Here is a 24,916-nt window from a genome sequence, read left to right as displayed (position 1 = left end):
TGCGTCGCAGTGTTGACGGCGGAGATGCGCCAGCGTCGACGCTTGCGGTGCTGGAAGGTCTGCGCATGCCTACATCGTTGATCGAATTCTATCGGATCACGAGTGGCCCTACTGTGAGCGGGCTAAAGTATAGGTAGCCGATTTGCTAAAGGTGACATTATGGATGAGGGCGGTGAGGTTTACAGAATAGAGGAACACTGGATCAACGTTGGAATTACGGGCAATGACACCTTTCTGTTGAACTTGATCACTGGTGAAGTCATGCTCTCGGATCAGTATTTCTGGCGGTATGGCGAAGTGAATCGCTCTCGAATTGTGGCACCGGACATGCTTACGTTCTTAAACGATTACCTATTCGGTGTCAAGTATGCTGAATTGGTGGATCTATCCGAGTTGGAGGATCCGGGAGGTTGGTACGCAACCCTGACTGCGAACGGATGGGCATGAGGGTGTCGGTTCCGGTTAGAGTCCTAGGTGAAATGAGAGGACAAACATGGGGCGTATGATAGACATCGACTTCCGTTTTGGACAGCCTGTTGCGGCGATTGAATTGATCCAGTCGCTTCTGAAATCGAGGGTGTCGTTGATCGATGACGGGACGATCAGGTTTCATCTGACCGACGACTTCGATTGGGAAACTCGGCCCGAAGCCGATATCGATGAGGTTATCGGAAATCTCCAGATGCATGCCGAAGCTGGCGATACGGTAGGGGTTGACGTGCATTTCGATGGCTCGTCGATTGGCGGGACGTTGCTGGTTCCAGCGGAATCGACGGTCGTGTATTTCATACTGCCGGCTGATCGAACACTGATCAAAAACCTTGAGTTCACTGACTTTAGTTGGTATCTTGCGAGAATAATTCCGTCGTTCAGTGAACATGGTATGACGGGATTCGAGTGCCACGATTTCTATCCAAAGTGATAGCCAGTTATGGGGATCCCAAAGCGGTAGTTCCGAAGAGGTAGAGAATTGAGCCACTGTGAGTTCGATGTCAACGATCTGATGGGCGTGGTCATCGCTGACTTGGGGTTGGCGCTCGAGCTCGATCGCAGCGGCTCGGCCGAGCACGACACTCGGGTTGACGCTTTCCACCGTGCGATGGAGGGCGTCGTGCGGGTGGAGTGTGGTGCTCGCATTAGTGAACAAGAGATCGCTCCGTTAGCAGACCTCCGGCATGAAATTGCTGATCTGGTAAGAGCGAATAGTCGGACTATGACTTATTACCTGATGAATTCTCATTATCGAGCGACATCGGTGATCATCGACGGGTGGCGTAATTCGAGCATTCGGCGTTCCGCTATTCAATTTCTTCTCGAAGACTATCCAGGAGTGCACGATTTCCTGGAAGAGGATGGCGCTGATCTGATCGACGAGATCGATACTGTGTTGCGGGATCATGCTGACGAAGTCGCTCCGATCCCGAAGCATGTGATTCCCGAGGAAATTCCTGAGTCACATTGGTGGTGGTGGGAGCCTTCGGCCAGTCCCGCCTACGCGGAGCACGCGCGACAGATACTCGAATAGCACCACTGTCCGGACGTAACCCAACCCGAAATCGGGTTGGGTTTTTTTGTACCCAAAAACAAGTGAAAGGTGGTGGAGGATGGGTGTTTGGGACCCGCACGCGGAATCGCGGCGGATGGATGAGATGTTTCGGGTCGAGCAGGATGATGCTCGGGATCAAGAGGTTCTGGTTCGGTACTGGGACAAGGACATGCAGGAGGTGGGGGAGGAGCGGAGTTACCTGTCGTTGCAGGTGAGTTTTCCGCGGAACTCGGCCGGCGGGTTGAAGATGATCTGTCCGCGGGACATGGTGCACTTCGACCACCTGTTCGGCAATCATGCCGATACGACGTTGCCGATCACCGTGAACACCAGGGGTTTTCGGTGGGACGGCTACATCACCAAGGCGTCGATCGTCCGGGACGACAACGGGGTCGAGACTGTGGACATCGAGGCGATTCACGCCTGGAACCACATCTCCACCATCTGCTGCTGGGCGAGTCCATTCGCGCCGGTGCTGGCCCAATTCCCGCGCCACCATATCCTGTTCGGTCCGGTGCGGACGCTGGTGACGACCTATCTCACGATGAATCTGATGCGGCTGCAGGGGAATACAACGTTCCCGATCGCGGTCGTACCGGTTGATCCGCGCACTGATACCAGTCGGTGGAGCGCGGCATCAGCCCGATTCGACATGGCGGACAAGCTGTTCCAGCCGATGCTCGAGGATTCGGGCGTCATGTTGACGGCGCGCTTCTTCCTGCCCGGTGAGGACGAACAGCCTGCGCCGGAGTGGTTCTACCTCGACAAACCGACTGTGGTTCTCGAGACGGTGGACAAATCCGGTGTCACCGGGCCAACTGGTTCGTTGCTGGACGGGATCATCTCGTGGTTCGAGGAATTCGCCGACGACGGCATCACGCCGATGCGGTACCCGAAGTTCGATTCGACCACGGAGTACGAGGCGGTTTATGGAACGCCGGGGAAGTTCGGCACCATGCGGAATCTGCCGTGGGTGTGGTACTTCGAAGGTGAGTACTCCGGGATCGGCGCGTCCGAGGTAGCGCTGCACAAACCCACCGCGACCGACATCATCGTCGGCGGTCGCTCTCCGGGCTGGGTCAACGCGGGTATCGAGATGGCGATCAAGGCGCTGCTGTCGTTGATCGGTCTGGACTGGCTCTATCGTGGCCAGCTCGACGATGTGTTCCTGGCCTGGATGGTCTATCGGGATATGGAGCGCGTGGGCCAGGCCGGCCCGTACGCCTTCCGCGAGCTGTACATCACCGGTAGCGATAAGGCGTTCACCCTCGATGGGTTCGTCGCCGCTCGGCAGGGATTGCACCTGACCCGTGGCTACACCAGCCACAAAGTGACGATCCAGGACAACGCTCCCTATCTGATCGGCCGCGACTTCGGCGTTGGCGATCAGATCGGTTTCGCGATGGATCAGAAGGTGTTCACCGACTTCGTCACCGAACTCACCTTCACTGACGACCGCGAAACGCCGGCGAGCTGGCAGATCACCGTCGGCGACGGCTCCGACGAAGAGGACTCCGTCGTGAAGGCGTGGCAGCGGCTGGGCCGCGTGGCGTCGGCGGTCAAGGACCTGTCGACGGATGTAGGTGCCGACATGGACCTGCTCATCTTCTGAGGCAGTTCGAAACAAAGGAGAATTCAATGGGAGACATCAGTTTTCCCGCGCGGCTACGTGCTTATCGTCGGACCGATATCGACGGGTTGCCGCTGCTGACAGCGGAGGTCGAGCTGGCAGCGGAGGTGGCGGAGCTGCCACTCCCCGGCGGTCCGGCCGGCATCGCGGGTGTGCGTGGACGTCCGCGGGCATCGTTTCGCAAGATGGGTGCGCTGTCCAACAGTGCGGGGCGTCCGTCGGGGCTCGGTCCGGAAGATCGGGGCCAGTGGTGGCACCGGCTCGACGACAACGGCATGGATGTGTGGACCGGTGCGGGATGGGTGCACTCGGTCGACGCCGTCGGGCCGACCGGCCCTGCGGGGGAGGCCAACACCATCACGGTCCTGGACACCCTTCATAGGCCGGCACTGACCGAACCAGCATTGGAGTTCCTCGGCAGTGCTCCTGACCAGCAGCTGCGGGCGACGGTGCCCGCCGGGCTGCCCGGCCAGGTCGGGCCACCTGGCGAGTCCGGCACTATCACCGAAGCAGACGACTACGAAGACGCCAGCGGACCTGGTCACGGCGGTGTATTCGCCTACGACCGCGCCACTCGGCGATTCCGATCGACGCCCGCACCGTTGGGAGCCGGCCCGTGGGGCTGGTACCAGGAGGATTTCGCTGCGGAACGAATCGAGGCGGCCAGCCGGGTCGAAGCCGGCACGTTCGCGATCCCGGCCCAGCCGTTCCGGTGGCGACCGCAGGTGTACGGGCACATCTACGCGCACTCCAACACCACGAGCCAAGGTGCGGAGGTGACGGTGCGACTGGGAAGTTCGCAGGGGCCGATCGTGGCAACCGGCATCGCCTTCGGTGTCGGGTCTCCCGGTGCCTGGATGTACGTGCCGGTCTTCCCCTGCTTGCGTGACGGCACGACCACCCGAGTGCTTTCGCCCACGTCGGACTTTGCGACTGTTCCCGCCGGCCAGCCGGCGACCCTCGTTGTGTCGGTCGAGCGAGTCGGCACCGGTCCCAGCTCCGACAAGGTCGGGTTCAGTCCTACGAGGGCATCGATCATTGCTTTTGCCGAGCCCACGGAATGAGATGAAATGACTTCGGTAGGAAACTATTTCGACGACACCTTGGTTCGGGGGGTGGACGAAGGAGTCGGTACTCCCGGACTCGTCCAGGCGCTCCATGGAACGCCACGTGACGGCAGCCTCGAGCTGACGACCGGCGCCATCGGACCGCAGGGCCCTGAGGGTGAACCCGCGCGTCAGTTCCGTTGGGAAGGTGACATCGCGGACCAGGCCGCATTGACCGCCCTCACCGCGAAGCTGAACAGTGCCCATGCGGGCAAAGCGTGGCGGGTGCTTTCGACCGGTGGGCTCGCGTACTGGAACGGGACGGGGCTGGACACCTTCCCCGATGCCTTCGGTGCGCTGGGTTCGGATGGTCCGTCGTGCTCGGTGTCGATCGGCAGTGTGACCACCGGACCGGTTGGCACCGATCTGCAGGTGACGGTCACCGGTGCAGCGCCTGACATTGTTCTGGATCTTGTTGTGCCGCGCGGCATTATGGGAAGCAAGGGCCCCGACGGCGGCCCCGGCCCGATCCGCCAGGCCACGGATTACGCCGATGGTGCGCATCCCGACGGGGCTGTGCCTGTTTGGAACGCGACGACGAGTAAGTGGTCGGGGCGAGCGTACCCGGGGCTGCGTGGACCGTGGACGATCGTCGAGGACCGAGCGTGGAACGACGGTCCCGGCTTCGCGTCCTCACAGTCGGGCGTTTCAGCTGCGTCGATCGTTGTGGCGCAACTTCAGGTACCCGCCCAAGACACCGACTGGCGCCCGATGATCACCGGTGGTGTCGTTCTCCGTCCGCTGGAGAATTTTGACCAGTTCAGCACGCGGATCGACGCCGAGGTCCGGATCGGATCGGCAACAGGGCAGATCGTCGCGTTGGGGAGTGGCTTCGTGACCGGCGTCCAGACGCGAGTTCGGTTCCAGCCGCATCTTGCGACCCGGAACGTGACTCCCGCGAGCACCGTGGGCGTCATCGCGGCAGGTCAGGCGGTGACGCTCGTCGTGGTTGTGCGTCGTGGTGCCGGCTCGGCCAACTACGACTATCAGATGGCCGACGCGCAGATCGTGTGCACGGCCCGACCCGTGGGGGTGCTGTGAACAGCGAAGACGTGACGACCGTGTACGACCAGGACGTCATGGTCACCATGCGCGGCGTGGCGGACTCGGTCGGCTTGCCGTACACCGTCAATCCGGTCGAAGTCGTCGACCGGGAAGTGCTGATCGAACTGCGCGAAGGACCCGCTGGCCCGCCAGGACCGGTGGGCGCTGCGGCGTGGCCGTGGGCTTGGCAGGGGGATGTAAGCGACGCCGCCGCGCTGACAGCGCTCGGCCTCACCACCGCTGACGCCCGCAAAGCCTGGCGTGTGGTTTCCGAGAATGCGATCTACTACTGGACCGGCACCGAGTTCATTGCCTTCGACGATGCGTTCCGGCAGCCGGGACGGCGCGGCGGGGTGAATGCGCTCACCGGTATCGGTCTGGCCGGTGCGTCCGGGTCCGCTGCCACGGCCCGCGTCCTGGGTTCAGCGCCTAACCAGCAGCTCGAGATCACCTTTCCCCGTGGCCCCCAGGGGGAACCGGGTGACCCCGGTGGCGCTGGGAAAATCTCTGACGCCTCCGATGTGCTGGTCACCGAAGACCAACCGCTCGGCCAGGGCTATGTCCTGGGCTTCGACAGCGCGACCGGGAAGTTCCGGCCGATCCCCTCACCCCGTCTGCGCGGTCCGTGGACGATCGGCAACAACCAGTTCCTCACCGCGCAGAATCTGAAGGAGGAGACCAAGGTTTTGGCGGCTATCACGATCCCGGCCCAACCGAATGCGTGGCGGCCGTGGATCGAGGGTGCTGTTGGCGTCGCGTCCGAGACACCGACTCGGTGCGATGTCACGGTGCGCATCGGTGCGCCGGACGGCGCTGTGGTTGCCCAGGGTTGGGGACATTGGGTCGCGCGATTCGCGCATGTACTGATCTCGCCCGGTTTCGACTATCCGGTCATGCCCGGTGCCCAAATCGGGATCGTGGCGGCCAATCAGACCGCAACCCTCTACGTCGTTGCGTCCCGAGCAGAAGGCAGCGGGACGTACACGGTCAACGGCAACTACTCCCACCTGCAGGTTCGTGCGTTGCCGGCTTGATCCGGCGCACCCCGCAATACTCCGAAAGGTACTGAGCCATGGCTGATCTGCCTCCGCTCGACTACGGCAAGGTCGTCGGGCGATTCCTCGCCAACGTGATCGACGGCCCCGACCTGGGCGATCTGCCCGAGTTTCCACCCCTCAACGGCACCATCACCTTCGCCGCGGACGCACCCAAGGTGCTCGTCCGTGACGCGCAGCCCGCACCCGCGACCTATGTGCAGCTCCCGCAGCACTACGAATGCCAGCTTGACGAGTTCGGCTATCTGACCTGGCGTGGCAAGCGCGGCGTGCGACTGGTCGCGCCCGGCGCGGCGACGAACCCGACCGAGTGGACTTGGCGTGTCTCGTTCGACCTGTCCTACGACGGCGAACGAATTCCGATGGATCCCTTCAGTTTCCACGTTCCTCGATATGTGGCGGGACCAGACCCCGAGAACCCCGATGTCGGCTCGACCGGTCTGGTCGATCTGACACTCGCCGCACCCGTGCCTACTACGTCCGGCAACGCGGTGGTTGTGGGACCTGCGGGGCACGGAATTCAGATCGACGGCCAGTCCGAAACGTATGGGCAGCTCCCGTCGTCCCCTCCGGACGGCAGTCAGTACATCGTCAAAACCGATGGGCTGCTGTACATCTACCGAGCCGGTACCGGCTGGACGGCGAACGGTCAGGGTATCGTCGTACGGGGGCCCGCCGGCACAACGTTGTGGAGCGGCATCTCCGGTAAACCGACCACATTCGCTCCGATCATCGGTGATTCCGCAACCACCGCGGTCGCCGGTGACGATCCGCGTTTGTCCAATGCCCGCACGCCGGTATCGCACACCCATCCGATCGGCCAGGTGACCGGTACCAGTGCCACTGTCGGCACTTTGCTGGGCGCCGCCGATGCGGCGGCAGTACGCACGGTCATCGCGGCCGTGTCCGACACCGACTCGCGGCTGACGAACGCCCGCACCCCTACCACGGCCGGTCAGGCGTACGACATCGCCGTCAAGGCGCATATCGGTGCGCGTGTTGTCGGCGCCGGCAACACCATTCCCGAAGGTATGCGTATCGAACGGGCACTGACCGTGTCCAAGGTGACCTATCGCGGCGAGACCGCGGGCACCGGCAACCTGATCGTCGAACTGCGGAAGAACGGCGTCGCTGTCGCGGGTACCTCGGCGACCATTGCCGCAGCGAACCATGCGCTGGACAGCAGCGTCACCGGCTCCTGGAGTTTCGCCGCGGGTGACCGGGTGACGGTTCACGTCACCACGGCCGACAGTCCTGCCGGAAAGGGTTTGCAGGCGAGTCTGGCGGGGGTGACTGTGTGATGCCGACGGTATTTCTCGGTGGCCCTGTGGTGCTGTGGACACCGCTCGAAACCAGCCCGGAGCCGGAAAGTCCCGACGGGACCCCGTATTGGCAGAGTCCGGAATCCGGCTATCCCGGTGCGATCGTCGAACAACCCACCGACCCTGAGCCGGACCCCGGTACCGAAGCTCCGACAGATCCTGTCGAACCGGATCCGGTCGGTCCCGAGGCGACGGGTGGTGAGTAGGCGATGCCTCATGTCTTCGCCGGAATCGGCGCCATGTTGCCGGCGGGTATGACCAAGGACAGCCCCTCCAGTTCGATGGGCACCACCACCGAATGGACTGTGGTACCCGCGTGGACCGCCGACACCACTAACTATCCCGGCTCCGTGGTGGCCGATGGGGGTCTGCAAGTCCAATCGAACAATGGCAGTGCTCAACTGACATGTGCGGTGGTCTTCGCCGGCGGCACATTGTCAGGCAACTATCAAGCTCGGCTGCGAATCGGCACAACGGTTGTTGCCACCAGTGCAGTAGTGGCTGGAACCAGCGGCACGATGACCATGAGCGCAACCGTGCCGGTGAGCGCGGGTGACATCGTGCTGGTCGAAACACAGACCAGTATCCAGAGTACTTGGCGAGCAACAGTTTCCGGAGGCGCAGGTACCTACGTTCGAGTCAGCTGACGAGTCAACGCGGTACGGCATCGTCCGAACTACATCCGAATATTCAGCGAGGGGGCTCAGACCCGGATGGTCTGGGCTCCCTCGCTATTCGACCACCAAGAAAGTTCAGCCATGCAGAAGACCCTGACTGTCGTCGCCGCCACTGGTGGCGCCGAGTTCTACATTCCAGGATTCGTCAAGATCGATGCTATGCGGCAGACCGGCCGTTTCGGCCACGCTTCCGAGTACGACGTCGTAGTCGACGACCAGGTACTCGACGAGGTATCCGTGGTCTCGATCGGCAACTCTTCCGATATGCCGGCGGATCAGTTCCCCGGCAACATTCCGCTCGGCAAAGCTTTCCTCGGAGATAGCCCCAGCTACGCGTATTACACCGCTAATCCGGCTCCGTCATGGAACGTCGAAAAGACTGTGGTGATCAGCGGACGAGCCTGGGGAATCGAGGCATACATCAAGGGCTTCGTGGCCATCGACGCCATCCACCCACGAGGTGACTGGGACCGCCAGGATGTTGTCGTGCGGTACCGACCCAACGATGCTGCGCTGCACAAGATCACGGTGTCGACAACCGCGCCGGATCGTGAGCTGCCGGAAAATGGCGTCGACCTCGGTGTGGTCTGGCTGGACGACATTGCCCGCTACGCGCGCTACACCGACGAGATCATCACCTCGACCCCGTAACTCTTTGCCAGGCTCGGCCGGTTCGCGCTCGCCGTGTGCTCGGCGGCTTGGTCGGCTTGCCGCCCGGCTCTGAACCTACTTCTGAAGTCGTTGTCTACAACACGTACTGGGAGGTTCCGAGCAACGCGATGGCAGGCGAAGAGGCTTATCTGATCCGCCGCGGCGTTCTGCCCGACCCTGCCGTCGGCAGTCCCGGTGAGCCGACGTCGTCCGCGGGCGTTTGCAGGACGTCGCGTAGCTGATCGGCCCGCACCCTTGAACAGGGTGCAGGCCGTTTCGCCGTTTGTGCGGCTCCACGAACGCGGATCCGGTGAGATCTCGCCTCGGGCCGGATGAGGAGTGTTCTGGCTCGCGGTCTGCGTAGTGCTCGGCTGGCATCCGATGATGTGATGTCGACAGTATGGCTAAAATGTTGGGACACAACGGATTTCGACGTCCAGTAGAGCATATGTGTGTAATACTCTGCAGTTGGCCGCGCATCAGTGGCTGACCGGGGGACGGAATTGGTCCACCGCTGTGTGAACATAGGGATAGCAACTTGAAGACATCACACCTGCGGCGCATCAGCGTCGGCGTCATCGGGGCATCGGCTGTGGCGGTGGCGGCGCTGACGGCCACGTCCGCGCAGGCAAACCCCATCACCATGACGGTTTCTGGCACCGAACACTATGTGAACAGCACTTACACGCTCACCATTCAGTGTGATGTTCGGTCGACTGTCGCTGTGATCGACAACGGCGAAGTCGTCAGCGGAACTCCGACCCCGCCGGACGCCAACAATGTGGCTGTCGCGCAATGGACTCCGACGACAACCGGCGTGCACACGCTCGTGGCGGAAGGTTGCATGGATTCCACGCAGACCAACACGCCGATTCAGATCACCGTCACGGTGATGGACGCGGCGCCCGTCACGCCGACCTGGCAGTTGAATGGCACCTATAAGGTCGGCGATATCGTCACCTACGAAGGAGCGAAGTACCAGTGTCGTCAGGCGCACACTGCCTACGCGCCCAACTGGACTCCGCCGAATACTCCGGCGCTCTGGCAGCAGCTCTGACGACTGTCTGTAATTGATCGGCCCGTACTCCTGATCGGAGTGCGGGCCGTTTTGTCATTTCTACTGAAAGAAGGCTCGACGAGGGCTAATCGGTGAGGTGGGCGGGGGAGTCGACGACGATGCCGTAGAGGTCGGTGATGGTGGCCAGGGCGCTGGCGTGGAGCTGGTCGGCGGGGACTTCGCCGAGGGGGCGGGTGGCGCAGGCGTTGGCGACCACGGTGGGGATGTTGCCTCGGAGGAAGGCTCCTTCGGTGGTGAAGGTGACGCACATGTGGGACATGAAGCCGGCGATGATGAGGTTGGTGTTGCCTGCGGCGTCGACCAATTCGGCGAGGTCGGTGTTCACGAAGGCGTTGGGGACGGATTTGACGACGGTGGGTTCGTCGGGGGTTGGGGATAGCTGGGGATGGATTCGGCCGATGTCGGTGGTGATGTCGTAGGGGGTGTCCTTGCCGCCGTCGTTGATGACGTGGATGACGGGGGTACCTGCTGCCCTGGCCGCGGAGAGGAGTTCGGCGGCTGCGTCGAGGGCGGGTTCCCAGCCGGTCAGCTCCATGACGCCCTGGGTGTAGGTGTTCTGGTAGTCGACCAGGATCAGGGTGGAGTTGGTCAGGGAGGCGGGGGTCTCGTCGAAGCCGTTGAGTTCGCGCAGGGTTGTGGAGGTCATGGGATCCACGGTATGGACGCCGCGTTGTGTCGGCAATGTCATGTAACCTGCAGATTCGGACATGGAGGTTGTGTGTGACTGAGCGGCTCGTGGTGATCGTGCTCTTCGACGGGGTGGATCTGCTCGATGTCACGGGGCCGCCGGAGGTCTTCTCGTTGTTGCAGCGGGAGATGGTGGAGCCGACGGGGTACCGGGTGGTGTTGGCCGCCGAGTCGATGGCGCCGGTTACTACCTCCGCGGGGGTGCGGATTCTGCCGGATGTGACATTCGCCGAGGTGGGGCCGGCCGACACGGTGGTGGTGCCGGGGGCGGTAGAGACGGACAGTCACCGACGGGTCAGCGCGGTGGTCGATCCGGGGGTGGTCGCGGCGGTGTCGCGGTTGGCCGAGGGGGCTCGGCGGGTGGCTTCGGTGTGCGTCGGTGCGCATATTCTGGCGGCCGCAGGGCTGCTCGACGGGAAGCGGGCGACCACGCATTGGTCGACGGCGCAGCAATTGGCCGCCGAGCATCCAAAGGTCATCGTCGATGCGGATCCGATCTACATTCGCGACGAAAACATCTGGACGGGTGCGGGACTCACGGCTTGTCTGGATCTCACGCTGGCATTGGTGGCCGATGATTTCGGGGACGAATTGGCGTTGCGGGTTGCTCGCCAGTTGGTGATGTATCTGAAACGACCGAGTGGGCAGAGTCAGTTCAGTGTCTCGCTCGAGCCGGTGTCGACCACGCGGCGGATCGAGGATGTGCGGCACTACATCGCGCGCAATATCGCGAATCCGCTCACGGTGACCGACCTCGCCGAGCAGGTCCATGTCAGTGATCGCCAGCTCACGCGGATCTTTCGCACCGAACTCGGGATGACGCCTGCGGCCTATATCGAGTCGGCGCGGGTGGAGGTGGCGCGGCATCGGCTCGAGACGAGCGACGAAACGCTCCAACGGATCGCTGCCGCTTGCGGTTTCAACACGATCGATACTCTCGCTCGCGCCTTCCGCCGCCAGCTCGATACGACCCCCAACGAGTACCGCCGACGTTTTCGTATCGGGTGACTCACTATGATCTCGGTCGGGACATTGTCGGTGATGATTTGAGCTACAAGGGGTTTCATATGGGAACGGGTATCGCCGAGGAATGGCCGACGGGGTCGGCGACGACGACGCTCTGGGGGCTGACGTCGCTCCTGCAGCTGTTGGTGAGCGGGTCGGGGTCCTGAAACATCACCGATAGTTCTTGCCACTGTCCGTCTCGTTCGGGTGACCGAGCGTGACGAGCATGAGGTGCACGGTTCCGCCGCCTGATGAGTCGCGCGCGACCGCATACCAAATGCGGCCACCGTCGGTGATCTTGTACTGCCATCGTTCGAACGTTTCGCCTCCGATGGTCACCTTGTTCAGGTCGCCGCGAAGCGGGTAGCACCGGTCGCAGCGCTCCTGCGGGCTACGGGTGAGGAAGTCCCACGCATCAACCAGGGCGTTGCGCGCGGTAGCGCGCGCATCGACCCAGCCTTTCTCTGCTTCGCGTGTTGCGAAACGAATCTCGAACTCGACCTTCTTCAGTGGGCGCGAGACAGCACGGTTTTTGGACAAGTCGCGCCCTACGGCCTTTCGACAACAGGGCCGTCGCTATCGATCCAGGTCAGGTCCCCGTCGCCCGATCGTGGCAGACCCGCCGCGTATGCCTCGGCAGTTCCGGTCCAGCTCTGGACGCACTGCAGGAGGCGGGTGTACTCGCCCAGTTCCGCGGCGCTCCAGATCAACTCCGCCACTTCGGCGATGAAGTCGGCTCGCTCGTTCGCGCTGAGCGCATCTATCCAAGCGAAGGTGTCGGCAACAGCCTCGGCGACATTGCCTTGTCGACGAACCGCAGCGCGCATCAGTCGGCTGGCCAACGCGATACCCGCGTCTTGACGATCCAGGTGGCCGGCCCGCATCAGGATCAGGTCCTCGGCGTCGCGGCGGGTAATCCGGACGATGCCGTCCCCGGCCTTCTCCACCACGTCTTTCGGATGGCGGAGTAGCTCGGTGAAGGTAGCGGTAGTGCTCATAAAACCAGGCTACACCTACATCTGATGTTTATCAGATGTCTGCGACAAGCTTGTCTTGCCCCCTTTCATCGGTCTCCCGCCCTGGGTTGGTCCGCTGTTAAACATCTTGTGCGGCGGAAATCCGTGGCAAATCTGAATAACGAGGGGTTCACAATGAGCAAGATTCGTGTCTTCGGTGTGGCTATGGCTGCGGCGGCGAGCATTGCCGTGCTCGGTGCGGGTACGGCGTCGGCGGAAGAGCCTGCCCCCAGCACCGGATCGTCGGAGCAGCTGGCCGCGATCCTGGCCTCGCTGACCTCGGGGTCGGGCGAGGAAGCCGAGGACGTCGTCGAGGAAGAGGCCGAGACCGGGTCGGCCGATGGTCTCGCCGCGCTGCTGGAGCAGTTGACGTCCGGGTCGGGCGAGGCTGCCGAGTAACTCCTGAGGAATCGCGGGCCCCTGTCGTCGCGGCGACGGGGGCTTCGCTGTGTGTCATCGAACGGGGATCAGGCGGTACAGCCACCACGGGCGGCTGGGGAACGCGGGGTCGTAGATGCGCAGCATCATGCGCCGCTCCAGGCCGCTGCTGCGTTCGCGCAGGCGCAGGTGGCGCCGCGCGATGTCCTGCGGGCGAACTTCGCTGGTCCACACCGGATCCCAGTCGGGAGAATCGCTGCACGCCGCGGTGATGGCGGTGACGCGCTGGGTGGGGGCGAGCGGGGCGAGCATGCGGAAGGCGTGGACCAGGAGCTGGGCTTCGGTGGTCCAGTCGAGGTAGACCTTCTTCGCCACGGGGTTGAGGAACATCCACTCGAGCATGTTCACGCCGGCGCCGAGGCCGGGGAACAGGCGCTGGTAGTCGGAGTTCGCCGCGAGCATGTCCATGGTGGGGAAGCGGGCGAAGCAGGCGGGGTGGGTGAGGCTGGCCAGGTCGGCGAGATCTTCGGCCGAGGGGGTCGTGGGCGCGGTGCCGGATTCGATGGCGGGCAGGCCGCGGACCAGGATGTGTTTGCGATACCACTGGGGCACCTCGAGGCTGTCGAAAAGTCGTTGCAGCATAGCGGGATTCGGGACGAGTGCCCCGGATTCGATCTGGCTGATGAGAAGTGGCGCGAGCTGGGTGCGGGTGGCGAGTTCGCCCCGCGCGAGCCCCGCGGCCAGCCGCCGTTCGCGCAAATACACACTGAGCGCAGTGCTTTCAACCATCCCAACCCCCGAGCCTCACCCCGACCGACGGTAGATCCCAGGGTACGCCGAGTGGGTAGCCGGATGGCGGGGAACCGCGACCGCCGAGCCCGTCAGCGCGCTGGTTTCAGGTGCTCACCGCGTCGAAGGAGGACTGAGCGGGCATGTTCGCTCGGCGTTCACCTCGTCAAGGTTGTAGGTAACCATTCCGTGATAGGAATGGCCGACCCACTTCGAAGGAGATTTTCATGGATGGCCTGATGTACTTCCTCACGACGCTCGCTGCACTCTCCAGCGGCTCCGCATAGAGGCAGAGACAGAAAACGGGCCGGAGCTGAATGCTCCGGCCCGTTTTACGTGGATCAGGTGAAGAAACCTCAGAAGGCGGCTTCGTCCAGGTCCATGATGTCGTTGTCCAGGTTGGCGAGGATCGCGCGGGTGGCGGTCAGCTCGGGCAGGACGTTGCGGGCGAAGAACTGCCCGGAGGCGACCTTGCCGGTGTAGAAGGCGACGTCGGAGCCGGTGGCGCCGTTGTCGAGGGCGGCGAGGGCGATCTCGGCCTGGTTCAGCAGCATCCAGCCGATGAACAGGTCGCCGACGGCCATCAGGAAACGCACCGAACCCAGGCCGACCTTGTACAGCTCGGTCGGCTGCTCCTGCGCGGCCATCAGGTGGCCGGTCAGGGTGGCGGCCATGGCCTGTACGTCCTCGAGCGCGGTGGCGAGCTGCTTGCGCTCGCCCTTGAGGCGCTCGTTGGCGGAGTCCGAGTCCAGGAACTTCTGGATCTGGCCCGCCACGTGGGCCAGGGCCACACCGCGGTCACGCGCGATCTTGCGGAAGAAGAAGTCCTGCGCCTGGATGGCGGTGGTGCCCTCGTAGAGGGAGTCGATCTTCGCGTCGCGGATGTACTGCTCGATCGGGTAGTCCTGCAGGAAGCCCGAGCCTCCGAAGGTCTGCAGCGAATCGGTCAGGTACTGGTAGGCGCGCTCGGAGCCGACACCCTTGACGATCGGGAGCAGCAGGTCGTTCACGCGGAACGCGACGTCGGAGTCCGCACCCGAGACGACCTCGGCGATTTCCGGGTTCTGGTGCGCGGCGGTGTAGAGGTAGATCGCGCGCAGGCCCTCGGCGTATGCCTTCTGGGTGGCCAGCGAACGACGCACGTCCGGGTGGTGGGTGATGGTCACGCGGGGCGCGGCCTTGTCGGTCATCTGGGTCAGGTCGGCACCCTGGACGCGGGTCTTGGCGTACTCCAGCGCGTTCAGGTAACCGGTCGACAGGGTCGCGATGGCCTTGGTGCCCACCATCATGCGAGCGTTCTCGATGACGTCGAACATCTGCGCGATGCCGTTGTGCACCTCGCCGACCAGCCAGCCCTTGGCGGGAACGCCGTGGCCACCGAAGGTGAGCTCACAGGTGGTCGAGGCCTTGATGCCCATCTTGTGCTCGACGTTGGTGACGAACACACCGTTGCGGTCGCCGTAGGTCTCGGTGTCGAAGTCGAAGTGGGTCTTCGGGACGTAGAACAGCGACAGGCCCTTGGTGCCCGGTCCGGCGCCCTCGGGGCGAGCCAGCACCAGGTGCATGATGTTCTCGAACATGTCGTCGGAGTCGGCCGAGGTGATGAAGCGCTTGACACCCTCGATGTGCCAGGTGCCGTCTTCCTGCTTGATCGCCTTGGTGCGACCGGCGCCGACGTCGGAACCGGCATCCGGCTCGGTCAGCACCATGGTGGCGCCCCAGTTGCGGTCGGCGATCTTGGCCGCCCACTTCTTCTGCTCGTCGGTGCCGTTGTTGAAGAACACCTGCGCGAAGCCGGCGCCCGCGGCGTACATCTGGATGGGCGGGTTGGCGCCGAGCACCATCTCCGACAGGGCCCACGCGATGGCGGACGGGGCGCCGAGGCCACCGAGTTCCTCGTTCAACGGAACCTTGGCCCATTCGCCGTCTTCGAGCGCCTTGTAGGACTTCTTGAAGGACTCGGGCAGCTTGACGGTGTGGGTGTTCGGGTCGAACACGGGCGGGTTGCGGTCCGCGTCGGCGAAGGACTCGGCCAGCGGGCCCTCGGCCAGGCGGCGGACTTCGGAGAGCATTTCCTTGACGGTGTCGGTGTCCAGGTCGCCGAAGGCGCCTGCGTCGAGCACCTTGTCGATGCCGAGAACCTCGAAGAGGTTGAACTCGAGGTCGCGAACGTTTGCCTTGTAGTGGCCCATGTGACTACTCACTCTCCGTTGAGTTCTGGTGCGGTCGGTGGTGTGCCGTTCCCGCCCGTCGCCGGTTTTCCGCATGCTACTCGCGGGTAACTTATCCATCATATTACCGGTGGGTAATGGCTTCGGCAAAGGGGTAGGCGGCAATGTGATGTGGAAAACACGCGCGGGTGCGGAAACGTTGCTCGCCGCGACCTCGGGGCTACCGTGAGATGTGCGCATCGTGACGACTGTGGGACCGGCCGAAATCGAGCTCGACGAGGTGCGTGATCCAGCGTTCCTGCTGGTGATCACGCACGGGGCCGGTGGCGGCGTCGATGCCAAAGATATTCTGGCCGTGCGTGATTCGGCCGTCGAAGCGGGCGGGGCGGTAGCTCGGGTGGTGCAGCCCTATCGGGTTGCCGGTGGGCGAGCGCCGGGGAACGCGGACAAGCAGGATCAGGCCTGGCGCGAGATCGTGGCGGTGTTGCGGGCGAGATTTCCCGGAGTGCCGGTTGTTCAGGGGGGTCGCAGCAACGGCGCGCGAGTCGCGTGTCGCACAGCCGTGGACGTCGGGGCGAGGGGCGTCATCGCGCTATCGTTCCCTCTGCATCCGCCGGGCAAGCCGGAGAAGACCAGGCGGGATGAACTGCTGGCGACCGGAGATATCGAGGTCGTGGTGATCAACGGGGGAAGTGACCCGTTCGGGGTGCCCGACGCCGCGGACGCCGCCGAAGTGCGGGTGATTCCCAAGCAAGCGCACTCGTTCCGCACCGGATTCGACGTCATCGCGGCGACCGTGACCCCCTGGTTCGCCCGCTGGGCGCAGTGATCAGTCGGTGGATTCGGGGAGCGGGCATTCGGCGATCAGTAGGGAATCGATCGCGTCGACACCCTCGGTGGGGCGGAAGACCTCATTCGCGAGGGAGATGGTGATGTCGTCGCGGGCCAGGTCTGCTCGCAGGTCTTCGGGGGAGAAGAGGATCTGCGCTTCCTGGGGGCCGCCGTAGCCGTCGGTGATGTTGCGGGTGGCATGACCGAGGACCAGGAGCATGCCGCCGGGGGCGAGCATGTCGGACAGTTGGTGCAGCAGGGTGCGGCGCTCGTCGGCGGGGAGGTGGACGAAGACCATCAGGATCAGTTCGAAGGGGCCGGTGATCTCGGCGGCTTCGAGGTCGGTGATGTCGGCTGTTTGCCAGTGCACCCTGGAACGGACCGAGCGCGACAGGCGAGCGGCGACGGTTCTGCCCTTGTCGATCCCGACCTGGGAGAAGTCGACGGCGGTCACCTCCCAGCCGTGGGTAGCCAGCCAGAGTGCGTGGCGGCCCTCGCCGCAGGCCAGGTCGAGAGCCCTCGGGAGCGCCGGCGCCACCCCTGAATCATCGGGGAGCAGGGGGATTCTGCGGTCGAGGCCGTACACATGTTCGACGACGGTGCTGTTCGGCGGTGCGCCCCAAACCAATTCACTCTGCGCATACCGCGCATCCCAATCCGCCGCGTCCATGTGTCGAGTGTAGGACCGGCGAACGATGTCAGAGCGTGGTGCGCATCAATACGACGTTGTACTGGGTGTGGATGGTTGTCATGAAGTACAGGTCGCGGCCGGTTTGGTACGGGAAGATCGACGGGGCGTAGGCGGTGGGGAGTTCGCGCGCATCGATGAGCACCTCCGGGGCGCTCCACGGGCCAACCGGTGAGGACGCGCGGCGCATCACCACGGAGTTGAACGGGTCGGTGGTGAGGGAGATGAACTGGCCGAGGTATTCGTTGTACATCACCGAGAGTTCGCCGACGCCGCCCATGATGGGGGCCGCCGCGTTCACGTCGTTGAGCTTCCAGTCGTGGCCGTCCCAGTACTCGTAGGCGGCGAGGTTTTCGATCTGGGCTTCGGGGACGCGGGCGATGAAGGCCTCGTTGTTGCGGCCGGCGCGGGTGCCGTATTCGTAGACGAAGCCGCCGTCCTTCACGAAGCTGTTCATCTGGAAGTTGGCGTTGCCACCCTCGTCGGGACGGCGGGTGTGGCCGAGATCGGCCCAGGTCTCGCCGTTGTCGGCCGAGGCGGCGAGGCCGGAGAAGCTCGTGGTCCATTCACCGGGGGCGTCCCAGGTCTTCACCGACATCAGCGACATGTACTGCACGCCGTTGGCCGAGATACCCGCGGTGGGGATGCGGCTGATCTCGAGGAAGGGGATCTTGGGGCTGGGGATCAGGTCGCGTGCCTGGCCGATGACATCGCGCACGACACTGTTGAACATGACCCCGTCGGCCGGGTTCTGGTCGTGGCTGCGGACCAGGATGTTGGAGCGCCACGCCCAGGTACTGCCCGCGAGCAGGTTGGGGAAGCCGATGCCCGCGGTGTCGCCGAAGGCGGTGAGCATCTCGCCGCGCCCGTTGTCCCACATGATGCCGAGGTCGGTGCCGAGAACGTTGTAGTTCTGGGTGTTGTTGGGGCTGGCCATGCCCGTGACCTGGAACACCGCCTGGGTGCGCCCGTGCAGGACGGGCAGGCCATGGGTGCCGTTGAGGACGGGAATCGGGTTGATGGCGTTCGGGTTCGCCACGGCGGGAGGCGCGGCGCTCACGAGCAAGGCCGTAGTACCTGCGAGTGCGGACAGCAGGATGGATCCGGTCTTGTTCACAGGTGTTCGAGCCTCCGGGTCGGGCCGAAATCCGGGAACGTCGCGGCTTTTCCGTCACGTACCACTGGTTCGGCTGGTCAGCGAATCGAAGCGATGCTAACAGCCGCTAACAGTGATATGCGGTACATACGTTGGGTAGCCGACATGAATTTGCAGGTGGATTGCTTGTCAGTCGCTACTACTCATGGCCTTACGCAGGAGCAATGGCAGTTGGGCCAACCGCTCGGCGGCGAAGGTCGCACGGGAACCGCGGTGCCACGAGCGGTCGAACAGGTGCTTGGCGGCGGCCACAGCGTCGCGGTCGCGGGCCGTGACGCGGTCGGCGAGGGCCTGCGCGGCCTTCACCGGGTCGTCGGCGACGTCGGTGATCAGGCCGATCCGGAGCGCGTAGTCGGCGTCGATCGAGTCGGCGGTCATCGCCAGCAGCTTGGCCTGGTCGATGCCGATGAGCTGTGACAACGTGGCCGGGCCCGTCATATCGGGAATCAGGCCGTGGGCGACTTCCATGACCGAGAATTCGGCCGTGGGGGCGGCGATCCGGAAGTCGGCGGCCAGTGCGATCTGGAGGCCGCCGCCGAAGCAGCGCCCGTGGACCGCGGCGATCACCGGGACGTCGAGTCGGCGCCAGGCCCAACAGGCTTCCTGGAAGGTATTGGTGCCGCGCAGGGGCCGCGGGAGGAATTCTTTGACGATAGCCACCGGATTGCGAGTGGCGGCGGCGATATCGAGTCCGCTACTGAAACTCGGCCCGTTTCCGGTGAGGATCACGGCGCGGGTTGTCTTGTGGTCGGCCACTTTTCGAGCCGCCTCGACAAGATCGCGAAGCATTTCCAGGGTGAGCCCGTTGTGTTTGCCGGGCCTGTTCAATTCGGCATAGGCGAGGTCGTTGTCGAAGCGGACGGTGATGTGGTCTCCCATATCACTATCTTACTCGTGAGTCAGTTCGAGTGGGTGGCCACGCGGACGATGGTGCGGCATGATCCGAACCGCATCGCGCGTCGTCGATGCGCGACGATCGAGAGGACTCACCGAATGCGGATCTGTCTGATGGCCGCGGCGCTGCTCGCGCTGCCCGTGCTGGCGGCCTGCGGCAGTGACGACGAGGCACCTGCGGTTACCCAGGCCGAGCTGTCGAAGTCGTTGCAGGACAAGGGGTTGAGCAATCCCGCGCTGGCCGACTGTGCCGCGCAGGTGTTCCTCGACTCCGGGATGTCGCAGGACGGGCTGCGGGTGATGGTGTCGAACGCGCAGTCCGACGATCCGGCCAAGCTGCTCAGCGAGGGCGACGCGGCCAAGGTGAGCTCGGCGCAGTCGAAGATCGCCGCGGATTGCGTGCGCGTGGGGAGCTGATCGGAGCCCGTATCGATCGCGTCGATTCAAACCCTCGTCGGGGTCGGCTGCCGGTGTTGCACTGGAACAGCCGACGACGAGGAGGAACTGCCCGTGACCACGGAGAGAATCGCCGACCAGGTCTCGTTCGCCTACTGGGTACCCAACGTCAGTGGCGGGCTGGTGACCAGCGATATCGAGCAGCGCACCAGCTGGGATTTCGACTACAACAAGAAGCTCGCCCAGACCGCGGAGCGCAACGGTTTCGACTACGCGCTCACCCAGGTGCGCTACACCGCTTCCTACGGCGCCGAGTTCCAGCACGAGTCGACCTCGTTCAGCCTCGCGCTGCTGGCCGCCACCGAGCGGCTCAAGGTGATCGCCGCCATCCATCCTGGACTGTGGCATCCCGCGGTGCTGGCCAAGTTCGGTGCCACGGCCGACCACCTGTCCGGCGGTCGGTTCGCGATCAACGTGGTGTCGGGCTGGTTCGCCGGTGAGTTCAAGGCGCTGGGCGAGCCGTGGCTCGAACACGACGAGCGGTACCGGCGCAGCGCCGAGTTCCTCGAGGTGATCCGCAAGATCTGGACCGAGGACGCGGTGAACTACGGCGGCGACTTCTACCGGATCCGCGACTTCACCTTGAAGCCGAAGCCGCTCAACACCCCCGAACGGCCCAATCCCGAACTGTTCCAAGGTGGTAACTCCACGGCGGCCCGACGCAACGGTGGCCGCCACGCGGACTGGTACTTCTCCAACGGCAAGGACTTCGGCGGCGTCACAGAGCAATTGGACGATCTGCGCGAGGTCGCCAGGGACAACGATCGCGAGGTGAAGTTCGGGCTCAACGGGTTCATCATCGCCCGCGATACCGAGAAGGAAGCGCGCGACACCTTGCGCGAGATCGTCGAGAAGGCGAACAAGCCTGCGGTGCAAGGCTTTCGGGACGCGGTGCAGCAGGCGGGCGCGTCCACCGGTGATCGCAAGGGCATGTGGGCCGATTCCACCTTCGAGGATCTGGTCCAGTACAACGACGGCTTCCGGACGGGGCTCATCGGCACGCCCGAGCAGATCGCCGAGCGGATCGTGGCCTACCGGGCGCTCGGCGTCGACCTGATCCTGGCCGGGTTCCTGCACTTCCAGGAAGAGGTCGAATACTTCGGCGCCAAGGTGCTGCCGCTGGTGCGTGAACTGGAGGCCGCCGCGACGCCGGTCGCGGCGGGACGCTGATGACAGTGGTGACCGCTGAGCGGATCGCCACGGCCGACCAGGCGGTGCGGATCGCGGCCGAGTTGGCCGAGGCGTTCGCCGCGGGCGCCGCCGACCGTGATCTTTCGCGTCGGCTGCCGCACGAGGAGCTGGATCAGCTCTCGGCCAGTGGATTGCTCGCGATCACCGTGCCCGCCGAATTCGGTGGCGCCGACCTGCCGCCGAGCGTGGTCGCCGAAGTAGTGCGGATCCTGGCCGCGGCCGATCCGAATATCGCGCAGGTGCCGCACAGTCACTTCGTGTATCTGAACCTGTTGCGGCTGGCGGGAACTCGGGCGCAGCGGCGGGACTACTTCGGCAAGGTGCTCGCGGGTGCGCGGATCGCCAACGCGCAGTCCGAACGCAGTGGGGCGACGGTTGCCGAGATCGCGACGGTGCTGCGGCCTGTCGATGGTGCCGTCGGCGATCCCGGCGGTGCTCGGCGGTTCGTCGTAGAGGGGACGAAGTTCTATTGCACAGGGTCGCTGTTCGCCGATGTGCTCGCGGTGTTGACCAGACTCGATGATCCGCAAGGCATTTCGGGCCTGGAGCCGGGGGAGTACGTGGCTTTCGTGCCCGCGCTCGAGCCGGGCGTGCGGATCGTCGACGACTGGGATGCGCTGGGGCAGAGGACAACCGGCAGCGGCACGGTCGAGTTCGACGCGGTGGAGGTCGGGCATGAGCAGCTGGTCTCGCGGGCGTCCGCGGTCAACGCGCCCACCGGCTACGGCGCGTTCGCGCAGCTCCTGCACGCCGCCATCGACGCGGGTATCGCACGCGGTGCTCTACAGGCGGCGGCGGAGTTCGTCCGGACGCGCAGTAGGCCCTGGTTCGAGGCCCAGGTAGCGAATGCGGCCGACGACCCGCTCGTCGTGCAGCGGTTCGGCGAACTGGCTGTTGCCGTCGCGGCCGCTGAATCGACGCTGATCGTCGCGGGTGCGGCGGTCGACGCGGCGGTGCGGTCCGGGGTGATCGCGGAGGGCGAGGATCCGGAGGCGCACCTCGAGAGCGCGGGCGCGCGGGCATCGATCGCCGTCGCGACGGCCAAGATCCTCGCCGACCGTGCTGCGAACGAGGTGGCCGCGGCGATATTCGAAGTGGGCGGCACCCGCAGCGCCGCGTCCGAGCACCGGCTCGACCATTTCTGGCGCAACGCGCGCACCCACACGCTGCACGACCCGGTTCGCTGGAAATACCAGCACATCGGACGAGCCGTTCTGCACCACCGACCGCCGCCGCTGCACGGCGTCATCTAGAACCACCACGCGAGACAAGGACAGCCCATGACAGTGACGGTCGTCGTCGGAAACCCGAAACCCGCTTCGCGCACCCTCGCCGCGGCGGTGCAGGTCGCGCGGGCACTTCGCCCTGATGCCGAGCCGCAAGTGATCGACCTGGTCACCCTCGGGCCCGGCCTGCTCGGCTGGGGTGACCCGGCGGTGACGGCGGCCGCGCAGACCGTCGCGACCTCCGAACTCGTCGTGTTCGCCAGCCCGACCTTCAAAGCCACCTATACCGGGCTGCTGAAGCTGTTCCTCGAACAGTTCGACGGCGGTACCGGGTTGGCCGGTGTGGTGACCGTGCCGGTAATGCTCGGCGCGGGTCCGACCCACGCGCTCGCACCCGATCTGCTGCTCAAGCCCGTGCTGGTGGAAATCGGTGGCACCGCCGCGCTGCCCGGGCTCTATCTGTCCGACCGGACTTTCGGTGCGGACGGCGTCATCGAGGAATACGCCCGGCGATGGGGACCCGTCGTCGCGGCACTGACAGACCCGGCCGTGCGGCCGGTGGAGGCAACGAATCATGCATGAGCTCTTGGACTTTCCCGCCGACGGCAACGGCTTACGTCGCGCCTTCGCCAACTTCCCCAGCGGGGTGGTGGCCGTGTGCGCCGAGATCGACGGCGTCCCACACGGTTTGGCGGTGAGTACTTTCGTGCCCGTCTCCCTCGATCCGCCGCTCGTCTCGTTCTGCGTGCAGAACTCGTCGTCGACCTGGCCCAAGCTGGCAGGCGCTGGCCACCTCGGCCTGAGTCTGCTCGGTACCGACCAGCAGGCCGCGGCCAAGGCGCTCGGCGCCCGCAACGGCGACCGCTTCCGCGAGACCGCCCTGCACCGGGGTACCGGCGAGGCGGTGTTCATCGACGGCGCGACGGCCTGGATCGAAGGGGTGCCGGAAACGCAGGTCAGCGCAGGCGATCATCTCGTGGTGATCCTGCGCGTGAATCGTGTCGCCGCACGGGAGGACATCGATCCACTGGTGTTCCACGGCAGCAAGTTCCGCACTCTGCACACGGGCTGAACCCCGCCGCGACGACGAAGGCTCCGCATCGATCGATCCGGAGCCTTTGTCGTACCGCTCAGGACGGGCGCTGATCCGTCACTCGGCCGCGGACGAAGAGCACGAGCACGTAACCGCTGATGATCACCAGCATGGTGAACAGGCCCGCGGCTTGGAGGAAACCGCCCGAGGACGCGTCGGCGGCGACCTCGTCGACGCCGCCGGTGGCGAGCATCGTGGTCGGGTCGGTCAAGCCGTGCATCACCATCGCACCCAGCAGGAAACCGGTCACCCGCATCGTCAGATACATCAGTACGCCGAAGGAGAAGGTGTAGAGGACGGTGGGGCCCACGACCGTGATCGACTGCCCGCTCAGCAGATTCATGCTGTGCGACAGCGCGAAGGCGAGCGAGGTCACGGCCGCGACCACCAACTCACCGTGGCCCCCGTCGCGCAGCATCTTGACCCCGAACCCGCGGTAGGTCAGTTCCTCGACGAAGCCGATCAGTAATCCGGTGGCGAGCAAGAGCGCGACGACGTCGGCCTGATGCCGGCCCCAATCGATCCCGAGCACGCGCAGCACGATCGGCGTCGCGACGATCACCGGTGCGATCCACATCCACTTCGAACGGTAGATGGGCTGTCGGCCGAACATCTCCTGGTTCCAGCCCAGATACGCGGAGAACGCCGCCAGGACAACGCCTCCGATGAGCAGCGGCGCGGTGACCTGGAGAAACACACTGCCCAAGCTGCTCAGCAGATCGTCGTCGATGTAGTGCCCGCCGACGTGGCCGATCACGAAGCCGGAGCCGAGGTAGATCACGAGATAGACGACGAGGAAGGCGAGGAATCGCCAGAATCCGCCGCGATTCATGAAGCCCCGCAGTCCGCGTTGTTCCCGCGACACAGGCACCGTATCGGTCATTTCGACTCCAGCTCTATCGGGCAAGGCTGAGCCTGTCCACGGTAGGTGATGCGTCTTCCGACAGTGGGGATTTCGCCAGCGAGTCAGGTTCGCGGCGATCTGTCATAGAAAGAACGAAAGACCCCAGGTGACCTGGGGTCTTCGTTGTTGAGCCGATGACGGGAATCGAACCCGCGCCATCTGCTTGGGAAGCAGAAGTTCTACCATTGAACTACATCGGCAGTGCGCTGTTGGGCGCGTTCGCGACTCTATCAGACCTCTGGCCGTGCGAGGCAAGGGTTGGTGCGTCTGCGCTCTTGGCCGGTGGGCAGGCGAGGGCGCTCGCTGAACGGAGCCGCAGGGG

At 64.4% G+C, this 24,916-nt stretch carries 29 protein-coding genes and 1 tRNA gene; 20 read left to right on the top strand and 10 right to left on the bottom strand.

All coding sequences use genetic code 11. The features are described from left to right. The first annotated feature begins 159 nt into the window (after positions 1-159). From IBJ82_RS30280 to IBJ82_RS34925, 12 genes are all read left to right on the top strand, one after another. On the top strand, positions 160-447 hold the full coding sequence (locus IBJ82_RS30280) for a hypothetical protein (RefSeq protein ID WP_194829409.1): 288 nt from the start codon (positions 160-162) through the stop codon (positions 445-447). Positions 448-502: 55 nt separating this feature from the next. Continuing rightward, positions 503-922 carry a hypothetical protein gene (locus IBJ82_RS30275; RefSeq protein WP_194829408.1) on the top strand — a complete coding sequence of 140 codons (420 nt, stop codon included), beginning with the start codon at positions 503-505 and terminating at the stop codon, positions 920-922. A gap of 48 nt (positions 923-970) precedes the next feature. After that, the gene (locus tag IBJ82_RS30270) at positions 971-1,525 is read left to right on the top strand and encodes a hypothetical protein (protein WP_194829407.1); all 555 of its coding nucleotides are present in this window, start codon (positions 971-973) and stop codon (positions 1,523-1,525) included. Positions 1,526-1,604: 79 nt separating this feature from the next. After that, the gene (locus IBJ82_RS30265) at positions 1,605-3,158 is read left to right on the top strand and encodes a phage tail protein (RefSeq protein ID WP_228537899.1); all 1,554 of its coding nucleotides are present in this window, start codon (positions 1,605-1,607) and stop codon (positions 3,156-3,158) included. 26 nt (positions 3,159-3,184) lie between these two features. Next, a complete protein-coding gene (locus IBJ82_RS30260) occupies positions 3,185-4,240 on the top strand; it encodes a hypothetical protein (protein ID WP_194829406.1) in 1,056 nt (351 codons plus the stop codon). 213 nt (positions 4,241-4,453) lie between these two features. Continuing rightward, entirely contained in the window at positions 4,454-5,323 is an 870-nt protein-coding gene (locus IBJ82_RS30255) for a hypothetical protein (RefSeq protein WP_194829405.1), read from the top strand. Continuing rightward, on the top strand, positions 5,320-6,360 hold the full coding sequence (locus tag IBJ82_RS30250) for a hypothetical protein (RefSeq protein ID WP_194829404.1): 1,041 nt from the start codon (positions 5,320-5,322) through the stop codon (positions 6,358-6,360). The genes IBJ82_RS30255 and IBJ82_RS30250 overlap by 4 nt, the downstream gene beginning before the upstream one ends. A 38-nt stretch (positions 6,361-6,398) precedes the next feature. Then, positions 6,399-7,682, top strand: a complete 1,284-nt coding sequence (locus tag IBJ82_RS30245) for a hypothetical protein (RefSeq protein ID WP_194829403.1) — start codon at positions 6,399-6,401, stop codon at positions 7,680-7,682. Then, complete coding sequence (locus tag IBJ82_RS30240) at positions 7,682-7,909, top strand: hypothetical protein (RefSeq protein WP_194829402.1); 228 nt, start codon at positions 7,682-7,684, stop codon at positions 7,907-7,909. Before IBJ82_RS30245 ends, IBJ82_RS30240 begins: the two co-directional genes overlap by 1 nt. Positions 7,910-7,912: 3 nt before the next feature. After that, positions 7,913-8,350: a hypothetical protein gene (locus IBJ82_RS30235; protein ID WP_194829401.1), complete on the top strand. Its 438-nt coding sequence runs from the start codon at positions 7,913-7,915 to the stop codon at positions 8,348-8,350. 111 nt (positions 8,351-8,461) lie between these two features. Next, positions 8,462-9,031: a hypothetical protein gene (locus tag IBJ82_RS30230; protein WP_194829400.1), complete on the top strand. Its 570-nt coding sequence runs from the start codon at positions 8,462-8,464 to the stop codon at positions 9,029-9,031. A gap of 538 nt (positions 9,032-9,569) precedes the next feature. Further along, positions 9,570-10,088, top strand: a complete 519-nt coding sequence (locus IBJ82_RS34925) for a carbohydrate-binding protein (protein WP_228537898.1) — start codon at positions 9,570-9,572, stop codon at positions 10,086-10,088. Positions 10,089-10,173: 85 nt separating this feature from the next. Here IBJ82_RS34925 and IBJ82_RS30220 read toward each other — a convergent pair whose 3' ends face one another. Then, the gene (locus tag IBJ82_RS30220; protein ID WP_194829399.1) at positions 10,174-10,755 is read right to left on the bottom strand and encodes a cysteine hydrolase family protein; all 582 of its coding nucleotides are present in this window, start codon (positions 10,753-10,755) and stop codon (positions 10,174-10,176) included. Between the two features lie 74 nt (positions 10,756-10,829). Between IBJ82_RS30220 and IBJ82_RS30215 the strand changes: the two genes are divergently transcribed. Then, positions 10,830-11,804, top strand: coding sequence for a GlxA family transcriptional regulator (locus tag IBJ82_RS30215; protein WP_370585546.1), 975 nt, complete (start codon positions 10,830-10,832; stop codon positions 11,802-11,804). Between the two features lie 168 nt (positions 11,805-11,972). Here IBJ82_RS30215 and IBJ82_RS30210 read toward each other — a convergent pair whose 3' ends face one another. Together IBJ82_RS30210 and IBJ82_RS30205 are read right to left on the bottom strand one after the other, a co-directional pair. After that, positions 11,973-12,341 carry a hypothetical protein gene (locus IBJ82_RS30210; RefSeq protein WP_194829397.1) on the bottom strand — a complete coding sequence of 123 codons (369 nt, stop codon included), beginning with the start codon at positions 12,339-12,341 and terminating at the stop codon, positions 11,973-11,975. Positions 12,342-12,349: 8 nt separating this feature from the next. Beyond that, complete coding sequence (locus tag IBJ82_RS30205) at positions 12,350-12,799, bottom strand: hypothetical protein (RefSeq protein ID WP_194829396.1); 450 nt, start codon at positions 12,797-12,799, stop codon at positions 12,350-12,352. Positions 12,800-12,952: 153 nt separating this feature from the next. On the opposite strand from IBJ82_RS30205, the gene IBJ82_RS30200 reads away from it, so the two are divergent. Beyond that, positions 12,953-13,216 carry a hypothetical protein gene (locus IBJ82_RS30200; protein WP_194829395.1) on the top strand — a complete coding sequence of 88 codons (264 nt, stop codon included), beginning with the start codon at positions 12,953-12,955 and terminating at the stop codon, positions 13,214-13,216. 54 nt (positions 13,217-13,270) lie between these two features. Here IBJ82_RS30200 and IBJ82_RS30195 read toward each other — a convergent pair whose 3' ends face one another. Continuing rightward, positions 13,271-13,984: a helix-turn-helix domain-containing protein gene (locus IBJ82_RS30195; RefSeq protein WP_194829394.1), complete on the bottom strand. Its 714-nt coding sequence runs from the start codon at positions 13,982-13,984 to the stop codon at positions 13,271-13,273. 356 nt (positions 13,985-14,340) lie between these two features. Continuing rightward, positions 14,341-16,176: an acyl-CoA dehydrogenase gene (locus IBJ82_RS30190; protein ID WP_194829393.1), complete on the bottom strand. Its 1,836-nt coding sequence runs from the start codon at positions 16,174-16,176 to the stop codon at positions 14,341-14,343. 220 nt (positions 16,177-16,396) lie between these two features. On the opposite strand from IBJ82_RS30190, the gene IBJ82_RS30185 reads away from it, so the two are divergent. After that, positions 16,397-16,984, top strand: a complete 588-nt coding sequence (locus tag IBJ82_RS30185; protein ID WP_370585545.1) for an alpha/beta family hydrolase — start codon at positions 16,397-16,399, stop codon at positions 16,982-16,984. On the opposite strand, the gene IBJ82_RS30180 is transcribed toward IBJ82_RS30185, so the two are convergent. The 3 genes from IBJ82_RS30180 to IBJ82_RS30170 form a co-directional block, all read right to left on the bottom strand. Then, positions 16,985-17,656, bottom strand: a complete 672-nt coding sequence (locus IBJ82_RS30180; RefSeq protein ID WP_194829391.1) for a bifunctional 2-polyprenyl-6-hydroxyphenol methylase/3-demethylubiquinol 3-O-methyltransferase UbiG — start codon at positions 17,654-17,656, stop codon at positions 16,985-16,987. Positions 17,657-17,684: 28 nt separating this feature from the next. Next, positions 17,685-18,791 (bottom strand): DUF4185 domain-containing protein, encoded by a 1,107-nt coding sequence (locus tag IBJ82_RS30175; RefSeq protein WP_194829390.1) that lies wholly within the window; start codon positions 18,789-18,791, stop codon positions 17,685-17,687. A gap of 168 nt (positions 18,792-18,959) precedes the next feature. After that, positions 18,960-19,709 carry a crotonase/enoyl-CoA hydratase family protein gene (locus tag IBJ82_RS30170; RefSeq protein ID WP_194829389.1) on the bottom strand — a complete coding sequence of 250 codons (750 nt, stop codon included), beginning with the start codon at positions 19,707-19,709 and terminating at the stop codon, positions 18,960-18,962. A 114-nt stretch (positions 19,710-19,823) separates the two neighbouring features. Here IBJ82_RS30170 and IBJ82_RS30165 point away from each other — a divergent pair, with 114 nt between their 5' ends. The 5 genes from IBJ82_RS30165 (at position 19,824) to IBJ82_RS30145 (ending at position 23,669) form a co-directional block, all read left to right on the top strand. Further along, the gene (locus tag IBJ82_RS30165; protein ID WP_194829388.1) at positions 19,824-20,141 is read left to right on the top strand and encodes a hypothetical protein; all 318 of its coding nucleotides are present in this window, start codon (positions 19,824-19,826) and stop codon (positions 20,139-20,141) included. A 93-nt stretch (positions 20,142-20,234) separates the two neighbouring features. Continuing rightward, a complete protein-coding gene (sfnG, locus tag IBJ82_RS30160; RefSeq protein ID WP_194829387.1) occupies positions 20,235-21,350 on the top strand; it encodes a dimethylsulfone monooxygenase SfnG in 1,116 nt (371 codons plus the stop codon). After that, on the top strand, positions 21,350-22,624 hold the full coding sequence (locus IBJ82_RS30155) for an SfnB family sulfur acquisition oxidoreductase (protein WP_194829386.1): 1,275 nt from the start codon (positions 21,350-21,352) through the stop codon (positions 22,622-22,624). The genes sfnG and IBJ82_RS30155 overlap by 1 nt, the downstream gene beginning before the upstream one ends. Before the next feature lie 27 nt (positions 22,625-22,651). After that, on the top strand, positions 22,652-23,179 hold the full coding sequence (locus tag IBJ82_RS30150; protein ID WP_194829385.1) for an NADPH-dependent FMN reductase: 528 nt from the start codon (positions 22,652-22,654) through the stop codon (positions 23,177-23,179). Further along, positions 23,172-23,669, top strand: a complete 498-nt coding sequence (locus IBJ82_RS30145) for a flavin reductase family protein (protein WP_194829384.1) — start codon at positions 23,172-23,174, stop codon at positions 23,667-23,669. The genes IBJ82_RS30150 and IBJ82_RS30145 overlap by 8 nt, the downstream gene beginning before the upstream one ends. A gap of 58 nt (positions 23,670-23,727) precedes the next feature. Here the strand turns inward: IBJ82_RS30145 and IBJ82_RS30140 are convergent, their stop codons facing one another. Then, a complete protein-coding gene (locus tag IBJ82_RS30140; protein WP_194829383.1) occupies positions 23,728-24,573 on the bottom strand; it encodes a CPBP family intramembrane glutamic endopeptidase in 846 nt (281 codons plus the stop codon). 150 nt (positions 24,574-24,723) lie between these two features. Next, positions 24,724-24,794 (bottom strand) — tRNA-Gly (locus tag IBJ82_RS30135). Positions 24,795-24,916: the final 122 nt, after the last annotated feature.

This window comes from Nocardia sp. XZ_19_231, assembly GCF_015355705.1.
Taxonomy (GTDB): Bacteria; Actinomycetota; Actinomycetes; order Mycobacteriales; family Mycobacteriaceae; genus Nocardia; species Nocardia salmonicida.
The sequence above is the reverse complement of the archived record's forward strand: the minus strand, read 5'-3'. Positions and strand labels throughout refer to the sequence as shown.

Coding starts and splice junctions, on each gene's coding strand:
- IBJ82_RS30275 (WP_194829408.1), top strand. CDS start 503: ATGATAGACATCGACTTCCGTTTTGGACAGCCTGTTGCGGCGATTGAA.
- IBJ82_RS30260 (WP_194829406.1), top strand. CDS start 3,185: ATGGGAGACATCAGTTTTCCCGCGCGGCTACGTGCTTATCGTCGGACC.
- IBJ82_RS30165 (WP_194829388.1), top strand. CDS start 19,824: ATGCGGATCTGTCTGATGGCCGCGGCGCTGCTCGCGCTGCCCGTGCTG.
- IBJ82_RS30230 (WP_194829400.1), top strand. CDS start 8,462: ATGCAGAAGACCCTGACTGTCGTCGCCGCCACTGGTGGCGCCGAGTTC.
- IBJ82_RS30155 (WP_194829386.1), top strand. CDS start 21,350: ATGACAGTGGTGACCGCTGAGCGGATCGCCACGGCCGACCAGGCGGTG.
- IBJ82_RS30205 (WP_194829396.1), bottom strand. CDS start 12,799: ATGAGCACTACCGCTACCTTCACCGAGCTACTCCGCCATCCGAAAGAC.
- IBJ82_RS30150 (WP_194829385.1), top strand. CDS start 22,652: ATGACAGTGACGGTCGTCGTCGGAAACCCGAAACCCGCTTCGCGCACC.
- IBJ82_RS30200 (WP_194829395.1), top strand. CDS start 12,953: ATGAGCAAGATTCGTGTCTTCGGTGTGGCTATGGCTGCGGCGGCGAGC.
- IBJ82_RS30280 (WP_194829409.1), top strand. CDS start 160: ATGGATGAGGGCGGTGAGGTTTACAGAATAGAGGAACACTGGATCAAC.
- IBJ82_RS30240 (WP_194829402.1), top strand. CDS start 7,682: ATGCCGACGGTATTTCTCGGTGGCCCTGTGGTGCTGTGGACACCGCTC.
- IBJ82_RS30145 (WP_194829384.1), top strand. CDS start 23,172: ATGCATGAGCTCTTGGACTTTCCCGCCGACGGCAACGGCTTACGTCGC.
- IBJ82_RS30265 (WP_228537899.1), top strand. CDS start 1,605: ATGGGTGTTTGGGACCCGCACGCGGAATCGCGGCGGATGGATGAGATG.
- IBJ82_RS30140 (WP_194829383.1), bottom strand. CDS start 24,573: ATGACCGATACGGTGCCTGTGTCGCGGGAACAACGCGGACTGCGGGGC.
- IBJ82_RS30245 (WP_194829403.1), top strand. CDS start 6,399: ATGGCTGATCTGCCTCCGCTCGACTACGGCAAGGTCGTCGGGCGATTC.
- IBJ82_RS30195 (WP_194829394.1), bottom strand. CDS start 13,984: ATGGTTGAAAGCACTGCGCTCAGTGTGTATTTGCGCGAACGGCGGCTG.
- IBJ82_RS30180 (WP_194829391.1), bottom strand. CDS start 17,656: ATGGACGCGGCGGATTGGGATGCGCGGTATGCGCAGAGTGAATTGGTT.
- IBJ82_RS30220 (WP_194829399.1), bottom strand. CDS start 10,755: ATGACCTCCACAACCCTGCGCGAACTCAACGGCTTCGACGAGACCCCC.
- IBJ82_RS30170 (WP_194829389.1), bottom strand. CDS start 19,709: ATGGGAGACCACATCACCGTCCGCTTCGACAACGACCTCGCCTATGCC.
- IBJ82_RS30190 (WP_194829393.1), bottom strand. CDS start 16,176: ATGGGCCACTACAAGGCAAACGTTCGCGACCTCGAGTTCAACCTCTTC.
- IBJ82_RS30235 (WP_194829401.1), top strand. CDS start 7,913: ATGCCTCATGTCTTCGCCGGAATCGGCGCCATGTTGCCGGCGGGTATG.